Origin of the sequence: Nocardia sp. NBC_00416 (genome assembly GCF_036032445.1) — a bacterium.
Taxonomy (GTDB): domain Bacteria; phylum Actinomycetota; class Actinomycetes; order Mycobacteriales; family Mycobacteriaceae; genus Nocardia.
Genome location: NZ_CP107932.1, coordinates 3,946,777 through 3,963,841 on the forward strand (window position 1 = coordinate 3,946,777; position 17,065 = coordinate 3,963,841).

The 17,065-nt window shown below is 71.8% G+C and carries 11 protein-coding genes; 4 read left to right on the plus strand and 7 right to left on the minus strand.

Annotated elements, in window-relative coordinates:
• Positions 1–64: 64 nt before the first annotated feature.
• The 3 genes from OG804_RS16830 to OG804_RS16840 all read right to left on the minus strand — a co-directional run bounded on the left by OG804_RS16830 (position 65) and on the right by OG804_RS16840 (position 3,780).
• Entirely contained in the window at positions 65–1,549 is a 1,485-nt protein-coding gene (locus tag OG804_RS16830; RefSeq protein WP_328387617.1) for a zinc-dependent metalloprotease, read from the minus strand.
• Positions 1,550–1,727: 178 nt separating this feature from the next.
• Entirely contained in the window at positions 1,728–2,675 is a 948-nt protein-coding gene (gene nudC, locus OG804_RS16835; RefSeq protein ID WP_328387619.1) for an NAD(+) diphosphatase, read from the minus strand.
• Positions 2,676–2,715: 40 nt separating this feature from the next.
• A complete protein-coding gene (locus tag OG804_RS16840; RefSeq protein ID WP_328387621.1) occupies positions 2,716–3,780 on the minus strand; it encodes a potassium channel family protein in 1,065 nt (354 codons plus the stop codon).
• Positions 3,781–3,914: 134 nt separating this feature from the next.
• Between OG804_RS16840 and OG804_RS16845 the strand changes: the two genes are divergently transcribed.
• Complete coding sequence (locus tag OG804_RS16845) at positions 3,915–4,328, plus strand: DoxX family protein (RefSeq protein ID WP_328387623.1); 414 nt, start codon at positions 3,915–3,917, stop codon at positions 4,326–4,328.
• A gap of 22 nt (positions 4,329–4,350) precedes the next feature.
• Here OG804_RS16845 and OG804_RS16850 read toward each other — a convergent pair whose 3' ends face one another.
• Positions 4,351–7,734 carry an ATP-dependent DNA helicase gene (locus OG804_RS16850; RefSeq protein WP_328387625.1) on the minus strand — a complete coding sequence of 1,128 codons (3,384 nt, stop codon included), beginning with the start codon at positions 7,732–7,734 and terminating at the stop codon, positions 4,351–4,353.
• Positions 7,731–11,537, minus strand: coding sequence for an ATP-dependent DNA helicase (locus OG804_RS16855; RefSeq protein WP_328398457.1), 3,807 nt, complete (start codon positions 11,535–11,537; stop codon positions 7,731–7,733). Before OG804_RS16855 ends, OG804_RS16850 begins: the two co-directional genes overlap by 4 nt.
• A 96-nt stretch (positions 11,538–11,633) precedes the next feature.
• Here OG804_RS16855 and OG804_RS16860 point away from each other — a divergent pair, with 96 nt between their 5' ends.
• Both OG804_RS16860 and OG804_RS16865 read left to right on the plus strand, forming a co-directional pair.
• Complete coding sequence (locus OG804_RS16860; protein ID WP_328387627.1) at positions 11,634–12,410, plus strand: alpha/beta hydrolase; 777 nt, start codon at positions 11,634–11,636, stop codon at positions 12,408–12,410.
• A gap of 5 nt (positions 12,411–12,415) precedes the next feature.
• Positions 12,416–12,712: an MGMT family protein gene (locus OG804_RS16865; protein ID WP_328387629.1), complete on the plus strand. Its 297-nt coding sequence runs from the start codon at positions 12,416–12,418 to the stop codon at positions 12,710–12,712.
• A gap of 74 nt (positions 12,713–12,786) precedes the next feature.
• Here OG804_RS16865 and OG804_RS16870 read toward each other — a convergent pair whose 3' ends face one another.
• Entirely contained in the window at positions 12,787–13,578 is a 792-nt protein-coding gene (locus tag OG804_RS16870; RefSeq protein WP_328387631.1) for an amino acid ABC transporter ATP-binding protein, read from the minus strand.
• A complete protein-coding gene (locus OG804_RS16875; protein ID WP_328387633.1) occupies positions 13,575–15,053 on the minus strand; it encodes an ABC transporter substrate-binding protein/permease in 1,479 nt (492 codons plus the stop codon). Before OG804_RS16875 ends, OG804_RS16870 begins: the two co-directional genes overlap by 4 nt.
• 200 nt (positions 15,054–15,253) lie before the next feature.
• On the opposite strand from OG804_RS16875, the gene OG804_RS16880 reads away from it, so the two are divergent.
• Entirely contained in the window at positions 15,254–17,059 is a 1,806-nt protein-coding gene (locus tag OG804_RS16880) for an NTP transferase domain-containing protein (RefSeq protein WP_328387635.1), read from the plus strand.
• Positions 17,060–17,065: the final 6 nt, after the last annotated feature.

Sequence of the window (17,065 nt, forward strand, 5' to 3'; positions counted from 1 at the left end):
TGCCGGCCCGCTACCGAATTCGTCGGAAACGCGGTCCCCTCGCCGGCGATCGGACCCGCACCCGTTACTTCTCGTCCTTACCGGGGCCTTCCGAGCCCTGCTCGGGATCCTCCGGACCGGAACCGGGGCGCTGCTCGTCGCTCTCGGTGGTTTCCTTCGCCGACGATCCGGCGGCCGCCTCCCGTTCGGCGGCCTCGGTCGCGGCCAGCTGGGCCAGCGGATCGTCGAATACACCCGCACCGCCGCCGAGCACCGAATCGATGAACCCGGCGGGCGCGTCGAGATCATCGGCATCGGGAAGCAGATCGGGATGGGCCCAGACACCGTCGCGCGCGGCGATCCCCGCGTCATCGGTCAATCGCTGCCACAGCGTCGCCGCCTCGCGCAGTTTGCGCGGCCGCAACTCCAGGCCGACCAGGGTGGCGAAGGTCTGTTCGGCGGGTCCGCCGGTAGCGCGGCGGCGGCGCAGTGTCTCGGCCAGCGCGCCCGCCCCGGGCAGCCGATCACCCACGGCGGCGGCCACGACCACCTGCACCCAGCCCTCTATCAGCGCGAGCAGGGTTTCCAGCCGGTCCAGCGCCTGCTTCTGCTCGGGTGTGGTCTGCGGTTCGAAACTGCCCTGCGCGAGGATCTCCTCGAGCTTGGACGGATCGGTGAGCGCGGAGGGATCGAGATTGCGGGCCGCGTCCTCGAGCGCCGAGAAGTCCATGGTGATCCCGCGCGCGTAGTCCTCGACAGCACCCAGGACCTGCTGACGCAGCCACGGCACATGCACGAAGAGTCGCTGGTGAGCGACCTCGCGCGCGGCGAGGAACACCACGATCTCGCTCTCCGGCTGTTCCAGTCCTTCGCTGAACTCCGAAATGGCGGTGGGCAGCAGGGCCGCGGTACCGGCCGGGCCGAGCGGCAGGCCGATATCCGTACCGGTCAGCACCTCTTTCGCCAGCTGTCCCAGCGCCTGCCCGAGCTGCGAGCCGAAAGCCAGCCCGCCCATCTGGCCGAGCATGCCCATCATGGGGCCGGCCATCTCGCGCGCCTCTTCCGGCAGCCCGGCCGTCCACATACCGGAGATCTGCTGGGCCACCGGATCACACAGCCGCTGCCAGGTCGGCAGTGTTTTCTCGATCCAGTCATCGGCGGTCCAGGCAACGGTGCTCGTCGCGCCGGCTGGGAAGGTCGTCGCGTCGTCGAGCCACAGTTCGGCCAGATGCGCGGCATCGGCGACCGCCGCGGCGGTTCCGCTGGACACCGGCGGGACCGTTTTGCCGAGCTGCTGGCGGGCCAGCCGCTTGGCCACGTCGTAGTTCACCGGCCCGGAACCACCACCGGCCATACCCTGGCCCATCCCACTGAGCATCTGGCCCAGCGACGAGAGCATCTGGCCCAGCGACGCGGGATCGAATCCGGCGCCGCCGGCGCCGAAGCCGAACGGGTCACTACCGCCGCCGCCCGGTTTGCCGAACGGGTCGTCACCGCCGCCGCCCGGTTTGTCGCCGCGGCCGCGATCGTCGTCGTCGCCGTGGGAGAACCCGAACGGAAGGTCGCTCATTCCGCCTCACCCGCCGGCATAGCGTCCGGGTGGTGTCCGGGGAGCGCGCACGCACCGAGGTGCTCGGCCGGCGCTTCGTGAAGCTGCATGTTGTCCATAGTAGGCGCGACGAACCGGCCGGTCCGCCGCGCCGGGCGGGCTTCGCGCAGGGTGAACAACCTCGTCCCGGACGGGCGGCTCACCGCGTGACCGGGTCCGATCCGGCGGCCACCCAGGACTCCACGATCGTCCGGGCGATCGATACCGAGCCGGGGAGCAGCAGCGGCGGGGACACGGCCGGCCCGGTACCGCCTTCCTCCGGCCGGGCCCGCCAACCGCCGGCCGACAACGCCGCACGCACCTCGTCGCGGGTGAACCAATGCGCTTCGGCGATCTCGCCGTCGGTGTAGACCAATGGCCGCTCGGGGTCGGCCTGCGCGCAGAAACCGAGCATCAGCGACCGCGGGAACGGCCACGGCTGACTGCCGAGGTACTCGATATCGTGGACATCGAGCCCGACCTCCTCGCGCATCTCCCGTTCGACACACCGTTCCAGGGACTCCCCCGCCTCGACGAACCCGGCGAGCAGCGAGAACATCGTCTCCGGCCAGCTGTGCTGGCGGGCCAGCAGCACCCGATCGCCGCCGTCGTGGATGAGACAGATCACAGCCGGATCGGTGCGCGGGAAATCCTCCCGCCCGTCCTCGGCCACCCGTGACCAGCCGCCTTTGGCGGGCACGGTCGGCGTCCCGTCCGCGCCGTGATAGGCCGCGCTGGCATGCCAGTTGATCAAGGCGAGGGCGGCGGACAGGACACCGGCGGTGAAATCGTCGAGCGAGGTATCGGCGAGCTGCCGCAGATCCCGCAACGTCCCGCTGAGCGCGCTATCGTGCACCGCCCAGAGGTGGGCGCCGTTGTCGATACCGAGGAATACCGCCTCCGAGCTGGGCTCGGCCGACAGTTCGGTGGCCGGATCCCAGACCAGCGCGCCCGACTCGTAGCGCACCGCGCCCCGCTGCCCGACCCGTAACAGCCGGGCCGTGGCCCAGCCTTCTTTCAGCGCCTGCGGGTCGGCGCGCAGATGATCGGCACGATCGAGCGCCGAACGGGACAGCAAGGGAACCTGGTTGAGCTGGAAGACGGCCACCGTCCGAGACTATCGCGGCCCGATAACCGGTGCCGACGGGTCAGCGGGCGCGACGGATATAGAGGAGCTTGTCGCCGGATTCGAGGGCGTCGACCGCCGGTTCACCGACTCGGACCAGCTCGCCGGCGCGCACCACGCCCAGCACGATATCGCTGAGATGGCGCGGTGACCCGCCCACCTCGCCGGGTTCGACCTCGCGTTCGGCGACCGCGAACCCGTGCTCCGGGGTCAGCAGGTCCTCCATCATCTCGACGACGCTCGGCGTGGTGGTGGCGATACCGAGCAGCCGGCCGGTGGTCTCCGAGGACACCACCACCGAATCGGCGCCGGACTGCCGCAGCAGATGGGTGTTCTCCGATTCGCGGATGGACGCGACGATCTTGGCCTTCTTCGTGAGTTCCCGGGCGGTGAGGGTGACCAGGACCGCGGTGTCGTCGCGATTGGTGGCCACGATCACCGAAGACGCGTTCTGGACCCCCGCCAGCCGCAGCACATCGGACTGCGTGGCCGACCCGTGCACGGTGACCAGACCGGCGGTCGAGGCCGCCTCCAGGCTCACCGCGTCCATATCGACGACGACGATATCGGCGGGCTGCACGCCGTCACCGAGCATGGCGTCGATCGCGGTGCGGCCCTTCGTGCCGTACCCGACGACGACGGTGTGATTACGCACGGTGCGCCTCCAACGCTGGATCTTCAAGGCCTGGCGGGAACGTTCGGTGAGTACCGCCAGGGTGGTACCGACCAGGACGATGAGGAACAGCACTCGCAACGGGGTGATCACGAAGATGTTCACCAGCCGCGCCGACGCGGTGACCGGTGCGATATCGCCGTATCCGGTGGTGGACAGCGAGACGGTCGCGTAATAGAAGGCGTCCAGCAGCGTCACCGTCTCGTCGGCGCTGTCCCGGTAGCCGTCGCGGCCGATGTAGACGACGATCGCCGCGGCGCACAGCAGTCCGACCGCGAACAGTACGCGGCGGCTCAGCGATATCCAGGGGCTGCTCTGAGCTTCCGGGATGCGCAGCAACCCGACCAGCGCGAAATCCGGCCGCACCGCCGCTCCGCGCGCCCGGCTCCCGAGTTCGGCGAACCGTGAAGTCACCGGCGCCACCTCTCGCCGACCGGGGCGTCACCCGCACCCGTCACCGCCAGTCCCTCCGACACAGCTCGGGAGCCTACCCGGTCACCCGCCGTCACGTCGGCCACGCGGTCGCGACGGGAATCTATGGTGACTGCATGGCAGATATCTCCCCCGCGAGCGCCCCCGATTCCACTCGTACCCCGGCGCTCCGGCTGGCCGCGTTACTTCTCGGCGCCGGCGTCTTGCATTTCGTCGCTCCCGCACCGTTCGATACGACCGTCCCCCCGCAGTTGCCCGGAAAGGCGCGTTCCTACACCTACTTGTCGGGCGTCGCCGAAATCGGCATCGGCACCGCGCTGCTGATCCCGCGCACCCGGCGCCTCGGCGGCCGGCTCGCGGCGCTGCTGTTCATCGCGGTGTTCCCGGCGAATATCCGGTTCGCCGCGGATTCGGTGCGCAACCCGAAGGCGCCGTCGGCGCTGAAGGCGGTCTCGGTGCTCCGGCTGCCGCTGCAATGGCCGCTGATCACCCGGGCCCTGGCCGTGAGCCGCCGGTCGCCGCGGGACTGAGCCGCCGCTCGCGGGGACCGAGCTACCCCGGATCCCCCGTCGCACCGCCGGTCGAGTCGGTGAGCAGCGTGATCAGCTCCGCCGGCCCCGGCAGGCGTTCGGGAGCGACGGTGCGACCGCTGCGCACATAGTGGAATGCGGCGCCGACGCGGTCCAGCATCCGCTGTTCGGTCTCGCCGGTGCGCGCCGCCAGCAGTCGCGCCCACGCCAACCGGTACACCGCCAGCTGCACGGCGACTGCGGCCTCGTCGGCCGGGCCGGGTTCGGCGCCGGTTTTCCAGTCGACGACGGTCCAGCCGCCGTCCGGTTCGGCGAACACCGCGTCCATCCGGCCACGGATCACGACCCCCGCGATAGTGGTTTCGAACGGCACCTCGATCTCGGCCGGGCGACGGGCCGACCAGCGTGAGGACAGGAACGCCTCCTGCATCGCGGCGAGTTCGGCGTCGGCCGCCGCGCCCGAATCGGCCGCACCCGGCAGATCGTCCAGACCGGGTAGCTGATCGGTGGCGAACCAGCGCTGCACCCAGGCGTGGAAGGCGGTACCCCGGCGGGCCAGCGGGTTGGGCGGGTAGGGCAGCGGGCGGCGCAGCCGCGCCGCGAGCCTGCCCGGGTCGGCACGCATTTCGACCAGCGCGGTCGCCGGGAGCTGAGTGGGCAGTTCGACCTCCGCCGCGGCGACCGCACCGGCTCGGTACTCGGCGAGCAGCGCATCGACATCGGCGATCCAGCCGTCGGGGTCGTCGTCGGGTTCCGGTGCGGCCGCGCCGTCCGCGAACTCCGCCAACGCCGCGTGCACCAGCGCGGCGCCCTGTTCGATGTGTTCGCGGCGGGGGCCCAGCGGATCGTCCGGCCAGGGTGCGGTGACCGGTGCGGCGGCCAGCGGGTTCGCGGCACCGGACTCGGGTGCGTCGTCCCAGCACGCGATCCGGACACCACTGCCGGGCAGGTCGGCGGCGGCTTTCACCTCGAGCAGGAATTCCGACGGGCCCTTCGGCTTGTCCCCGGTTTCGGGCCAGTGGTGCGCCGAGACCAGCAGTACCCGTTCGGTTCTGGTGAGCGCGACATAGAAGAGCCGGCGGTCCTCGTCGAGGCGACGCCGTTGCAGCGCCTCCTTGTGCGCGGCGAGACCCCGTTGCAGATCCGCGCGGTCGCCGAAATCGGACAGGTCGAGCACGGGTACGCCGTCCGGTGACTCCGAGGTGGCGCGATCGCCGCGCAATGTGGTGGGGAGTTCGGCGAGCGCGCCGAGCCAGGTGTTGACACCGCGGGTGGAAGGGAACACGTCGCGGGTGACATGGGGTACCGCGACCACCTCCCACTCCAGTCCTTTCGCCGCGTGCACGGTGAGCACCTGGACCCGGTCCGGCGCGACCTCGACTTCTCCGGGTTCCAGTCCGTTCTCGACGGATTCGGCCGCGGTGAGAAAGGCGAGCAGGCCACCGAGAGTTGCGCCGGTGTCGTTGGCGTATCCGGCGACCACCTCGGCGAAGGCGTCGAGATGTTCGCGTCCGGCGCCCGAACCCGACAGCGCGCGGCGGGCCTGGCTCTCCACGCCGACCCCGATGGTGCGTTCCACATCGGCGACCAACTCGGTGAGGGGCTGCGCGGCGCGTTCGCGCAGCACGGCGAGCTCCCGGCCCAGCGCGGTGATACGCCGATGCCCGGCCGCCGAATACCGTTCCGGTACACCGGGATCGGCGATAGCGTCGGCCAGACCGGCCCGCTCGGCCGGTTCGGGGGCGACCTCGTGCAGGGCCGCGGCCAAGGTCGCGGAATCGGTGATATCGCCGCCGGGATCCCGGTTGATCGACAGCTCCCGGGCGCGGCGGGCCAGCGCCGCCAGATCGGCCGAACCGATCCGCCAGCGCGCGCCCGTGAGGATCCGGACCGCGGCGCTGCCGGCGGCGGGGTCGGCGATGAGCCGCAGCGTGGCGACGATATCGGCGACCTCCGGCGTCGACAGCAGGCCACCGAGACCGACGATCTCCACCGGCAATCCCCGCGCGCGCAGTTCCTCGGCGAGTTCGGCGGCATCGGCGTTGCGGCGGATCAGCACCGCGGAAGTGGGCGGCGGCCGCTCGGCGTCACGGGCAGCGGTCCATTCGGCGGCGATCCGCTCGGCGATCCAGCGACGTTCGCCGGCGACGGTGTCGGTGAGCGCGAGTGCCACCGCGCCCGGTTCGGCGCCGGGTTTCGCACGCAACGGATCCACGGTGACCCCGCCGGTCGCGCGGGCCGCGGCACGCAGCGGTTCGACGACCATATTCGCCAGATCGAGCGCCTCGGGCGGATTGCGCCAGCTGGTGAGCAGCGGGAGCACCGGCGCCGGAACACCCGGGCCGCTGGGGAAATCGGTGGTGAAACGCGGCAGATTGGCGGCCGACGCGCCGCGCCAGCCGTAGATGGACTGCATCGGGTCGCCGACCGCGGTCACCGCGAGTTCGCGCGGACGCGGGCCCCCGGGCAGGCGTTCGCCGCTCCCCTCCGGGTAGCCGGCGCCGAACAGCGCGGAGAGCAGGATCCGCTGGGCGTGGCCGGTGTCCTGGTACTCGTCCAGCAGCACCAGCCGGAACCGAGCGCGTTCGGCGGTCGCGACCTCGGGATGCTCGGCGGCCAGGCGCGCCGCCAGCGACATCTGGGCGCCGAAGTCGAGGGCGCCGCGCTGGTGCAGCGTCTCCCGGAGCCGGCGCACCAGCGGGAGCAGCGCGACCCGCTCGCGCTGCGCGCGCAGCACCGACAGCAGATCCTTGTTCGGCCCGCCGCGCTGCCGCGGGCCGGGCGGCAGGGTGTGGACGAGTTTCTCGAGTTCGGTGTGCGCCTCGGCGAGCTCTTCGGGTTCGACCAGGTGCTCGGCGAGCTGACCGGACAGCGCGAGCACCGCCTCGGTGACCGTGAGCGGCGAACGGTCGGTGTCGAGATCACCGTCCCAGCCGCGCACCACGTGGTGGGCGAGCTGCCACAGCTGAGTTTCGGTGAGCAGAGCCGCCGACGGTTCCACCGGGAGCAGCAGGCCGTGCTCGCTCAGCAGCCGACCGGCGTAGGAGTGGTAGGTGCTGATCTCGGGTTCCGCGCCGGACAGCGCGGCGCGGAGTTCGCCGGAAGGGTCGAGATCGCGCAACAACCGGGACCCGGCCAGCCGGGCCAGCCGGGTACGGATCCGGGCGGTGAGCTGCTGGGCGGCTTTGCGAGTGAAGGTCAGCCCGAGCACCTCCTCGGGGGTGACCAGGCGGTTGGCCACCATCCAGACGACGCGGGCAGCCATGGTCTCGGTCTTGCCGGCGCCCGCCCCCGCCACCACCAGCACCGGTCCGGGCGGGGCGGCGATGACCGCGGTCTGTTCGGCGGTCGGCGGCGGCAGGCCCAGTGCGTCGGCCAGTTGTCCCGGCGAGACCCGGGCGCTCACTCGTCGGTCACCTGGCGTCCGGCGTCCTGCACCGGGCAACTGTTCTTCACGCTGCAGTGGCGGCAACCCTCGTTCCGGATGGCGAGAAAGCCGGGCCCCTCGGTGGTCGCCGCCGCGGTGTGGATGGTGTCTCGCCAGGTCTCCAGTGCGTCGGCGTCCAGGGCCGGCTGGACCCGCTCCTTGGCGATCCCGGTGGACGCCGGCAGCCCGACGTAAACCAGCCGCGCGCCGCCGGGTTCGGGGTTCGCGCCGGATTCGTCCAGCGCGCCCGCCGCGGCCGCGACCTGATAGGTCGCCAGTTGCGCGTGCTGAGCGGCGTCGGCTTCGCTGACCGGGTTCTTTCCGGTCTTGACGTCGACGATGACGAACCTGCCGTGGGAGTCGCGTTCCAGCCGGTCGATCCGGCCGCGGATCCGCACCTCGGGGGCGTCGGCGCCGGGCGCGGGCAGCACACAGTCGACGGGCACCTCGATACCGGCCTGGGTGAGTTCGCCGCGGGTATTGCGCACCCAGGCGACGAAAGCGTCCAGCATGGCCTCGGTGCGACGCAGTTCCTGCCGGGAGTACCAGCTGGTCTCGGGGTCGATGGCCGCCCAGCTCCGGGTGAGTTCGGCGCGCACCTGATCGAGCGGCACCCGGCCCGCGAGCGCCTGGACCAGGGTGTGCACCAGGGTGCCTTTGACGGCATACGGGTTCTCGCCGTCCGATCCGCCGTTACGTTCCAGCGCCCACCGCAGCGGGCAGGTCCGCAGCAGTTCCACGGTCGACGGGGACAGCGCGATCGGCCCCTCGTCGTGCCACAGGGTGTCGGTGGAGCTGAGCCCCGCCACCCCGTACCAATCCTCGGGCGCGGTTCCCGGGATACCGGCCAGGGCGAGGCGAGCCAATTGTCCGGCGGCCCGGCGGCGGCGTTCGTCCCCGGCGCCGGGATCGCAGACGGCCGCCCGCAGTTCGGCCACCAGCGCGTGTAAGGCGAGCACCCGGCCGGGTTCGGCGATCGGGAGCGCGCCGGGCTCCCCGCCGGTATCGCCGCCGAGCAGTTCGGCGAGGAATCGGGAAGGCACCAGGTCACGGTCGCCGGTCACCGATTCGACGGCGGTGACCAGGAGAGATCGCCGGGCCCGGCTGCACGCGACGAACAGCAGCCGACGCTCCTCGGCCAGGATCGGCGCCGCCCGGCTCACCCGTTCGGTGATACCGGCGACCTCGTCCACCAGATCTTCGGTGTGCAGCAGGGTGCCGCGGGGGCGCGGATCCGGCCAGATCCCCTCCTGCACCCCGGCGACGGCGACGACTTCCCACTCCCGCCCGGCCGCGGCGTGCGCGCTCAACAGGTCCACCGCCTCGTCCCGGCGTGAACGCGCGGCCCGATCCTGCGGGATCTGCTGCTGGGCGAGATATTCGACGAAACCCTCGATGGTCGCGCCCGGGAGGCGGTCGGTGAAGGCGGCCGCCGCGTCGAACAACGCGACGGTGGCGTCGAGGTCGCGATCGGCCTGCATACCCGCCGCGCCCCCGCGCTCGGATTGCCCCAGCCAGCGCCGCTCCAGCCGCGACCCGGTCCACAGCGCCCACAGCACGTCTTCGAGCCCACCGCCCTCGCGCCGGACCCGGCGCGCACGGTCGAGGGCACGCTCGGCCCGGGTCAGTGGTGCGCGCTCGACCTCGGTGAGACCGGCCACGATCCGGTCGTCACCGGATCCGAGCAGCAGCTCGCGCAGGACCTCCACCGAGGGGCGGTCGAGGGTGGGGAGGGGCGCCGCGGCGGGTACCTCGGTACCGGCGACCGCCGGGGGCGCCGCGGCGGCATCGACCTCCGCGACCGTCCGGGGGTCGTCGATCATCACGCCCAGGGGATCGGGCGGGAGTTCCTCCTCGTCATCCGGCGCGGCGGGCGGGAGCCCGTCCCACGGGTGGTCGCCGGAGCGATCCACGTCGACCCCGTACCAGTCCGCGTCGTCCGCATGCCGGATGACGTCGGCGAACGGATCCCGCACCGGCAGATCTTCGAACGGTTCGTCCGGGAACGGGGGTTCGGCCTCGGGCGGTTCATCCACGGGCGGGGCATCCGCGACGTCGTCTTCCGCGCCCGGCGCGACGCGGCCGAGTTCCACCGTGGTGCGGCGGATACCGCGGCGCAGGCGCCGGAGGCTGATCTGGTCGGCGCCGCCCAGCGGGCCGCCCAGCAGATCCAGCGCGTCGTCGGACCCGAACAGGGATTCGGTGGACCCGGTCCCGCGCCGGGTGGCCTCACCGGCGAGTACGGCCCGCAGGGCGAGCAGCAGCCAGGCGGCGCCGCGGCGCCGGGCCAGCGGCATATCGTTCGCGGGCTGCGCGACCGGCACCCCGGCCGCGAGCAGGGCTCGCCGCAGCGGCGGCAACAGCAGCGGTACCGAACGCACGACCACCGCCATCTGCGACCAGGGCACCCCCTCGGTGAGGTGAGCGCGCCGCAGATGGTCGGCGATCAGGGAGGCTTCCTTGGCCGGACTGCCGAGTACCCGCACCCGGACCTCCGCCGCGGGGACGGGCGGCGGGCCGGCCGCGGTATCCGCCGGGAGTTCACCGCGTTCCCCGGGACCCAGGTCGGCGCGAGTGATGCGATGCGGAGCCGCGCCCGGCAGTCGCGCGGCGATCCGGGCGGTAGCGGTGCTGATCGCCGGCCCGGACCGATGGTTGACGTACAGCACGACGCTCCGGGCCGCCGGCACGTCGAGGTCGGTGAGAAAACGGGCGTCGGCGCCACGGAAGGTGTAGACGGCCTGGTCGGGGTCGCCTGCGATCACCGTGGTGCCGGCTCCGGTCGCCAGCACCCGCACCAGCAGCGCCGCCTGCGGATCCAGATGCTGGGCGTCGTCGACCAGCAGCAGGCGCAACCGGGCGCGTTCGGCGGCCAGCAGTTCGGCGTCACCGGCCAGGGCGTCCAGGGCCGCGCCGACCAGTTCCGCCGCGTTCAACGCGGGCGCCGAAGCCTCCGGCGCGGCCACGCCGACCGACCAGCGCAACAGCATGGCCTGTTCGTAGCGGAGCGCGAAACCACCGGCCGCCACCCAATCGGGCCGGTCCCGCCGCCGGCCCAGGTCCATCAGATCCTCGGGGCCCAGGCCGCGTTCGGTGGCTCGCAGCATGAGGTCGCGCAGTTCGTCGGCGAATCCGGCCAGACCGAGCGCCGGTTGCAGTCGGCGCGGCCACAGGTCACCGGCCCCGGCGGCGATATCGGCCAGATCGCCGCGCAACATCTCCCGCAGCACCGCGTCCTGTTCGGCGCCGGTGAGCAGCCGCGGCGGCGGATTGCCGTACCGCGCGGCCTGCCGGCGCAGGATCCCGAACGCGTACGAATGGATCGTGCGGGCCAGCGGCTCCCGGGTCGCGCCGGAGACTCCGGGCGCGGGCGGGTCCGTGGGCGCGGCAACCGGATCGGCGAGCGGGAACAGCGGTGGACCCGCCGGGGTGGAGTCGCCGGCGTGCGCGCCTTCGAAGACGGGTGCGCAGGCCGTCCAGTGGTCCAGGCGTTCGGTGAGCGCGTCGCGCGTGGCGCCGGCCGCCTGTTTGGAATGGGTGAGCAGCAAGACCGACTCCGGGTCCGCTCCCCCGGCGATCCGGCCTGCCGCTATATCGACCAGCAGCGCGGTCTTCCCGGTTCCGGGGCCGCCGAGCACTCGCCAGATCCGGCTCGCGTCCGGTTGCGCGACGGTAGCGGGCGGCGTGGTGTCGAACAGCGCGCACAGATCGGCGCCCCAGGTTCGAGCCCGGGGAACCGCCGCCTTCCGGCGCACCAGCCGCACCGGCCTATCCGAACGCACCACGAGGGCTATTGCAACAGACAGGGCCGACAGCGTGGATACCACGTCGGCCCCGGGCGCGCGGCGCCGTCGGTGCGCTGGGATAAGAATGTCATCGTGTCCACACTGCATGTTCACCGTTTCGGACCTGATACCGGGCCGGTGCTGCTGGCCCTGCACGGCCTCACCGGTCATGGAAAGCGCTGGGAGGCGCTGGCCACCGGGTTACTGCCCGATATCCGGGTACTCGCCCCCGACCTGCGCGGACACGGCCGCTCCACTGCACTGCCGCCCTGGGACTTCGAAACGATCGTCGCGGATCTGGCCGCGCTGATCACTGCGGAAACCGATGAGCCGGTGCTGGTGGCGGCACACTCCTTCGGCGGTGCGTGCGCACTGCATCTGGCCCGGCGGCACCCGGAGCTGGTTCGTGGTCTGATCCTGCTCGACCCGGCCGTCGCGCTGGACCCGGCGTGGTTGCGGGATATCGCCGGGGCCACTCTCGGCTCACCCGATTACACCGATGCCGAAGAGGCCCGGATGGACAAGCTGGCGACGGGCTGGGGCGCGGCCGCCCCGGAACTGCTGCGGGCCGAACTCGACGAGCATCTGGTGCCCACGGCGAACGGCCGGGTGGGGTGGCGGGTGGATACGGCGGCCCTGATCGCCTACTGGGGTCAGCTGGCCCGTGACCTCGTCCTTCCCGAGCCGGGCCTGCCGACCGTCGTGGTTCGGGCCACCGAGGTGGACCCGCCGTTCGTCACCCCCGGACTCACCGCCGCGCTGGCCGACCGGCTCGGCGCGAGCCTGACCGTCCACGAATGGGACTGTGAGCACATGGTCGCCCAGATCCTCCCGCTCGAGACCGCGGCGCTGATCCGCGCGGCGCTGTAGCCCCCGTGGCCACCAGCGACGAACAGATCGAACGCGTCCGTGCACTGGTCGCGGCGATACCACCCGGCCGGGTCGCGACCTACGGCGATATCGCCGCCGCGGCCGGACTGTCCACACCGCGGACCGTGGGCTGGATCATGCGCACCGATGCCGCCGATCTGCCCTGGCACCGGGTGCTGGGCGCCTCGGGCCGACCCGCGGCCCATCTCGCCGATCGGCAACTGCGCCTGCTCGCGGCCGAGGGCGTGCCCATCGCCGACGGCCGCGTCGATCTGCGTACCGCGCGCCACCCGTTCCACTGAGCGTCGGCGGGGTCACCATCGGCCGCGGATCGGAAACGATCGTGCCGCAGCCGGGTCCGGGGCGACCGGCCGATTCAGCCCGGGTCGAGAATGCGTTTCAGGAAACGCCGCGTCCGTTCTTCCTGCGGGTCGCCGATCACCTGGGCGCTCGGACCCCGCTCGACGATGACGCCACCGTCGAGGAACAGAACCTGATCGGCCACCTGCTCGGCGAAGCGGATCTCGTGGGTGACGATCACCATGGTCCAATCCTGGGCGGCCAGCTCCTCGATCACCGTGAGCACCTCGCCGACCAGCTCGGGGTCCAGCGCCGACGTCGGCTCGTCGAACAGCACCACCCGCGGTTTCAGTGCCAGGGCCCGCGCGATCCCGACCCGCTGCTGCTGGCCTCCCGAAAGCTGGAACGGGTAGGCATCGGCGCGGTCGCCGAGGCCCACTTGGTCGAGCAGGCTCTTCGCCTCGGCGACGACCTCCTCGCGAGGCCGCCGCTGCGCGACCACCGGGCCCTCGATGATGTTCTCCAGGACCGTGCGGTGCGGGAAGAGGTTGTGGGACTGGAACACCATCCCGCTCTGCGCGCGCAGCCGGCTCGCTTCCCGGCGGCCCGCTCTGCCCGGGGGCAGGCGGGCGAAATCGATTTCGACGTCGTCGATGCCGACCACACCGCGTTCCGGGGTTTCCAGCACGTTCAGCGAGCGCAGCACGGTGGTCTTGCCCGACCCGGATGGCCCGAGCAGCACGGTCGACGTCCCGCGCCGGGACTCGAAATCGATTCCGCGCAGGACCTGCTGGTCGCCGAAGGACTTCTCCAGCCCGTGCACCCGGATACGGGCGGGCCCGGCGTCGCGCGCTGTGGTGTCGGTCATTTGGCCACATACCTATCCAGTCGGGTCTCCAGTCGTTTCTGCACACCGGAGAGGAAGACGCAGATCACCCAGTAGTACAGCCCGGCGAAGGCGTACAGGGCGAGGAATTCGTTGCTCTCGGCCGCCGCGAGCTGTGCCTCGCGGAACAGCTCGGTCAACAGCACCACCGAACCCAGCGAGGTGTCCTTCAGCAGCGAGAGCAGGGTGTTGGACAGCGGCGGCACCGCGGTCCTGGCCGCCTGCGGAAGGACGATGCGGCGCAGCGTCTGCGCATAGCCGAGGCCGACCGTCGCGGCCGCCTCGAACTGCCCCTTCGGTACCGCGAGGATCGCCGACCGGATGACCTCCGCCGCGTAGCCGGCCACATTCAGGCTGAAGGCGATCACGGCCGCGGTGAACGGCGCGAACTTCAGTCCGATCTGCGGCAGCCCGTAGAAGACGATGAACAGCTGGACCAGCAGCGGGGTGCCCCGGATGATCGAGATGAAGGCGCGGGACACGCCGGACAGGATCCGGGACGAGGAGATCCGCGCGAGCGCGACGAGCAGGGCGAGTACCAGCCCGATCGCGAAGCTCAGCGCGGTCAGCGGGATCGTCACCTTCACCAATCCGATGAACATCGGCCACGCCGTGCTGCGCAACACCTCCCAGGTGCTGCGATGACCGCGCCCGCCGGACAGGTCGGCGGGTCCGCCGTCGGGTACCGAGACATCAGCGCCGAAATACTTTCGCGAGATATCGGCGAGCGTCCCGTCGGCCGCGAGCGCGGTGATCGCCCGGTTCGCCTGATCGAGCAGCGCCCCATCGTCCTTGCGGAAGGCGAGGACCTGCTCGCTGGTCTCCGCACCGGCGTCACCGACGATCTCGACGTCGGTGGATCCGGTACTGGCCAGGTAGTCGAGTACGGCGATGTTGTCGTTGACGATCGCGTCGACCCGGCCCTGCGCGAGCAGCGCCGCCGCCTGTGCGAACCCTTCGACGGCTTCCACTCTCGCCCCGGCGTCCCGCGCGACCTGCGCCCAGTTGCTGGTACTCGACTGCGCAGTGGTCCTGCCCGCGAGATCGTCCAGGGTCTGGATGGTCTCGTCGCCGGTGCGCCGGACTATCACGCCGTGGGAGTAGGTGTAGGCGTCGGACAGGCCGTACTTTCCCCGGCGCTCGTCGTTCACGGAGACCTGGTTGGCGATCACGTCGATCCGGCCGGAATCCAGCGCGGGAAAGATCGCGTCCCACTGCGTCTCGACGAACTCGAGTTTCCATCCGGCCGCATCGGCGATCGCCTCGATCACCTCGATGTCGTAGCCGGTCAGTTCCTGGGTTCGCGGATCGTGGAACGAGAACGGCGGATAGGTGCCCTCGGTACCGACTCGGACCACGGGCGGTTCGCCGTTCTGTGCCGCCGCCGCGCCCACCTGCGTGGTCACCGCGATCACGGTCAGCAGGAACAGCACCGCCCATCTGAGCGCATATCGCATCGGCGACCCCCTCACTCCGGCCGGAAAACCGCAATCCGGCACTGGAAGGAGGGTAATGTCGTCGCGCGCTCGAGGCGCGGTGACCGCCACCGCACCGTGACGGCAACGCGGGGTCGTTCTACCGAGCGGGATCGTGCCGGCGAGCGACGCGAGGGCGCGACCAGGCCCCCGTCGTCCCAGACGGCGAATAGCATGAGCGTATGCCGAATTCTCCGCTGGCCCCGGACGTGATCGTGCTCGCCGGGGGGCGGGCCAGTCGCATGGGTGGTGTCGACAAACCGGGCCTCGTGGTCGGCGGACGGTCCATGCTGGACACCGCACTGGCGGCGGTGGCGACGTTGGGGCGCACGGTCGTGGTCGGGCCGACCCGGCCGGAGCTCGGCGCGCACATAGTCCAGACCCGGGAGCCCGAGCCGGGTTCGGGCCCGGTGGCGGCCGTCGCCGCCGGTCTCGCCGCGCTGGGCGCCGACCCGGCCTCCCATATCGTGGTCCTCGCCGCCGACCTGCCCTTCCTCACCGATACGGCGGTCAGCGAATTGATCCGGCGGCGAGGCGATTTCGATGCAGTGTTCGCCGCCGACGCGTCGGGCCGTCCCCAATACCTCATCGGCGTGTGGCGGTCGGAATCGCTGGCATCCCGGCTCCACGCCCTGGGCAGCGTGATCAACCAGCCGATGAAAGCGCTGGTGCCGCCGAGCACGGATATCGTCGCGCTACCGGGGGTCGACGACTGTGACACACCCGGCGAGATCGACGCGGCGCGTGCCACGCTCGGCTCTCCGGACAACAGTGGGCCCCACCAGGCGGCCCCGCGACCGAAGTCGGCGACCGGCCCGGCGCCGCTGTCGCTCGACCGGGCACGAGAAGTACTGTGCACCGGTCTCGCCCGGCTCCCCGAGCGAACCGCGGAACTGCGTACCGCGCGCGGCGGCGCACTGGCCGCTCCGCTTACCGCCGCCGAGGCCTTGCCCCGCTTCGACGTCTCGGCCATGGACGGGTACGCGGTCTCGGGTGCGGGCCCGTGGGAACTCCGCGCCGATGTCGGCTTCGCCGGTGGGCAGCGCCCCGACGGCCTGCGCCCCGGCGAAGCGGTACGGATCGCCACCGGCGCCCAGGTCCCGGAGGGCACCGCGCTCGTCCTGCGCGACGAATTCGCCCGCGTCGCCGACGACTCGCTACTGCACCGCATTCCGGATTCGCCGCGGCGCTCCGATATCCGGCGGCGCGGCGAGGACCGTCGTCCCGGCGATGAAATCGCCCCGGCCGGAACCGGCGTCACCGCCACGCTCGTCTCCGCCGCCGCCGCGGTCGAAGTGACCGTGGCGGCGGTTCGAGGACCGGTCCGCGCCCGGATCATCATGACCGGCGACGAGATCCGCAGCAGCGGTCCGCTACAAGCGGGGCAGACCCGGGATTCGATCGGCCCGATCCTGCCCGGCCTGCTCGCCGCCCACGGTGTCGCAGCAGTCGATCACGTACACCTCCGGGATACCGCGCACGGTTTCGATCAGGTCCTGTCCACCGCCACCGACTGCGATCTGCTGGTCGTGGTCGGCGCCACCGGCGGCGGTGCGGCCGACCAACTGCGCGGCGCCCTCGACCGCTCCGGGGCGCGCATCTTGGTCTCCCGGCTGGCACTGCGCCCCGGCGGATCGACCGTGGTCGCCGAATTGCCCTTCACCACAACGGTTCTCGGACTTCCTGGTAACCCTTACGCCGCGATCGCGATCCTGCTGGCCCTGGTCCCCGCCATCGTCACCGGTCGCACCGGCGCCCTCCCGGCTCGGCGGCTGTTCGGTCCGCTCCGGAACGCGACGGAGATCGCCGGGCCGGTGGACCGGGTGGTTCCGGCCCGGTACAGCGGCGAACCGGAGGGCGGCTGGATCGGCGACGCCGCGGTGCGCACCGCGCACCTGGGCGGACTGATCAACCGCGAGGGGCTGATCGTCGTTCCGGCGCGGGCCCGCGACGACGACCGATGCGAGTTCATTCCGCTGCCGGGGTGACCGGAT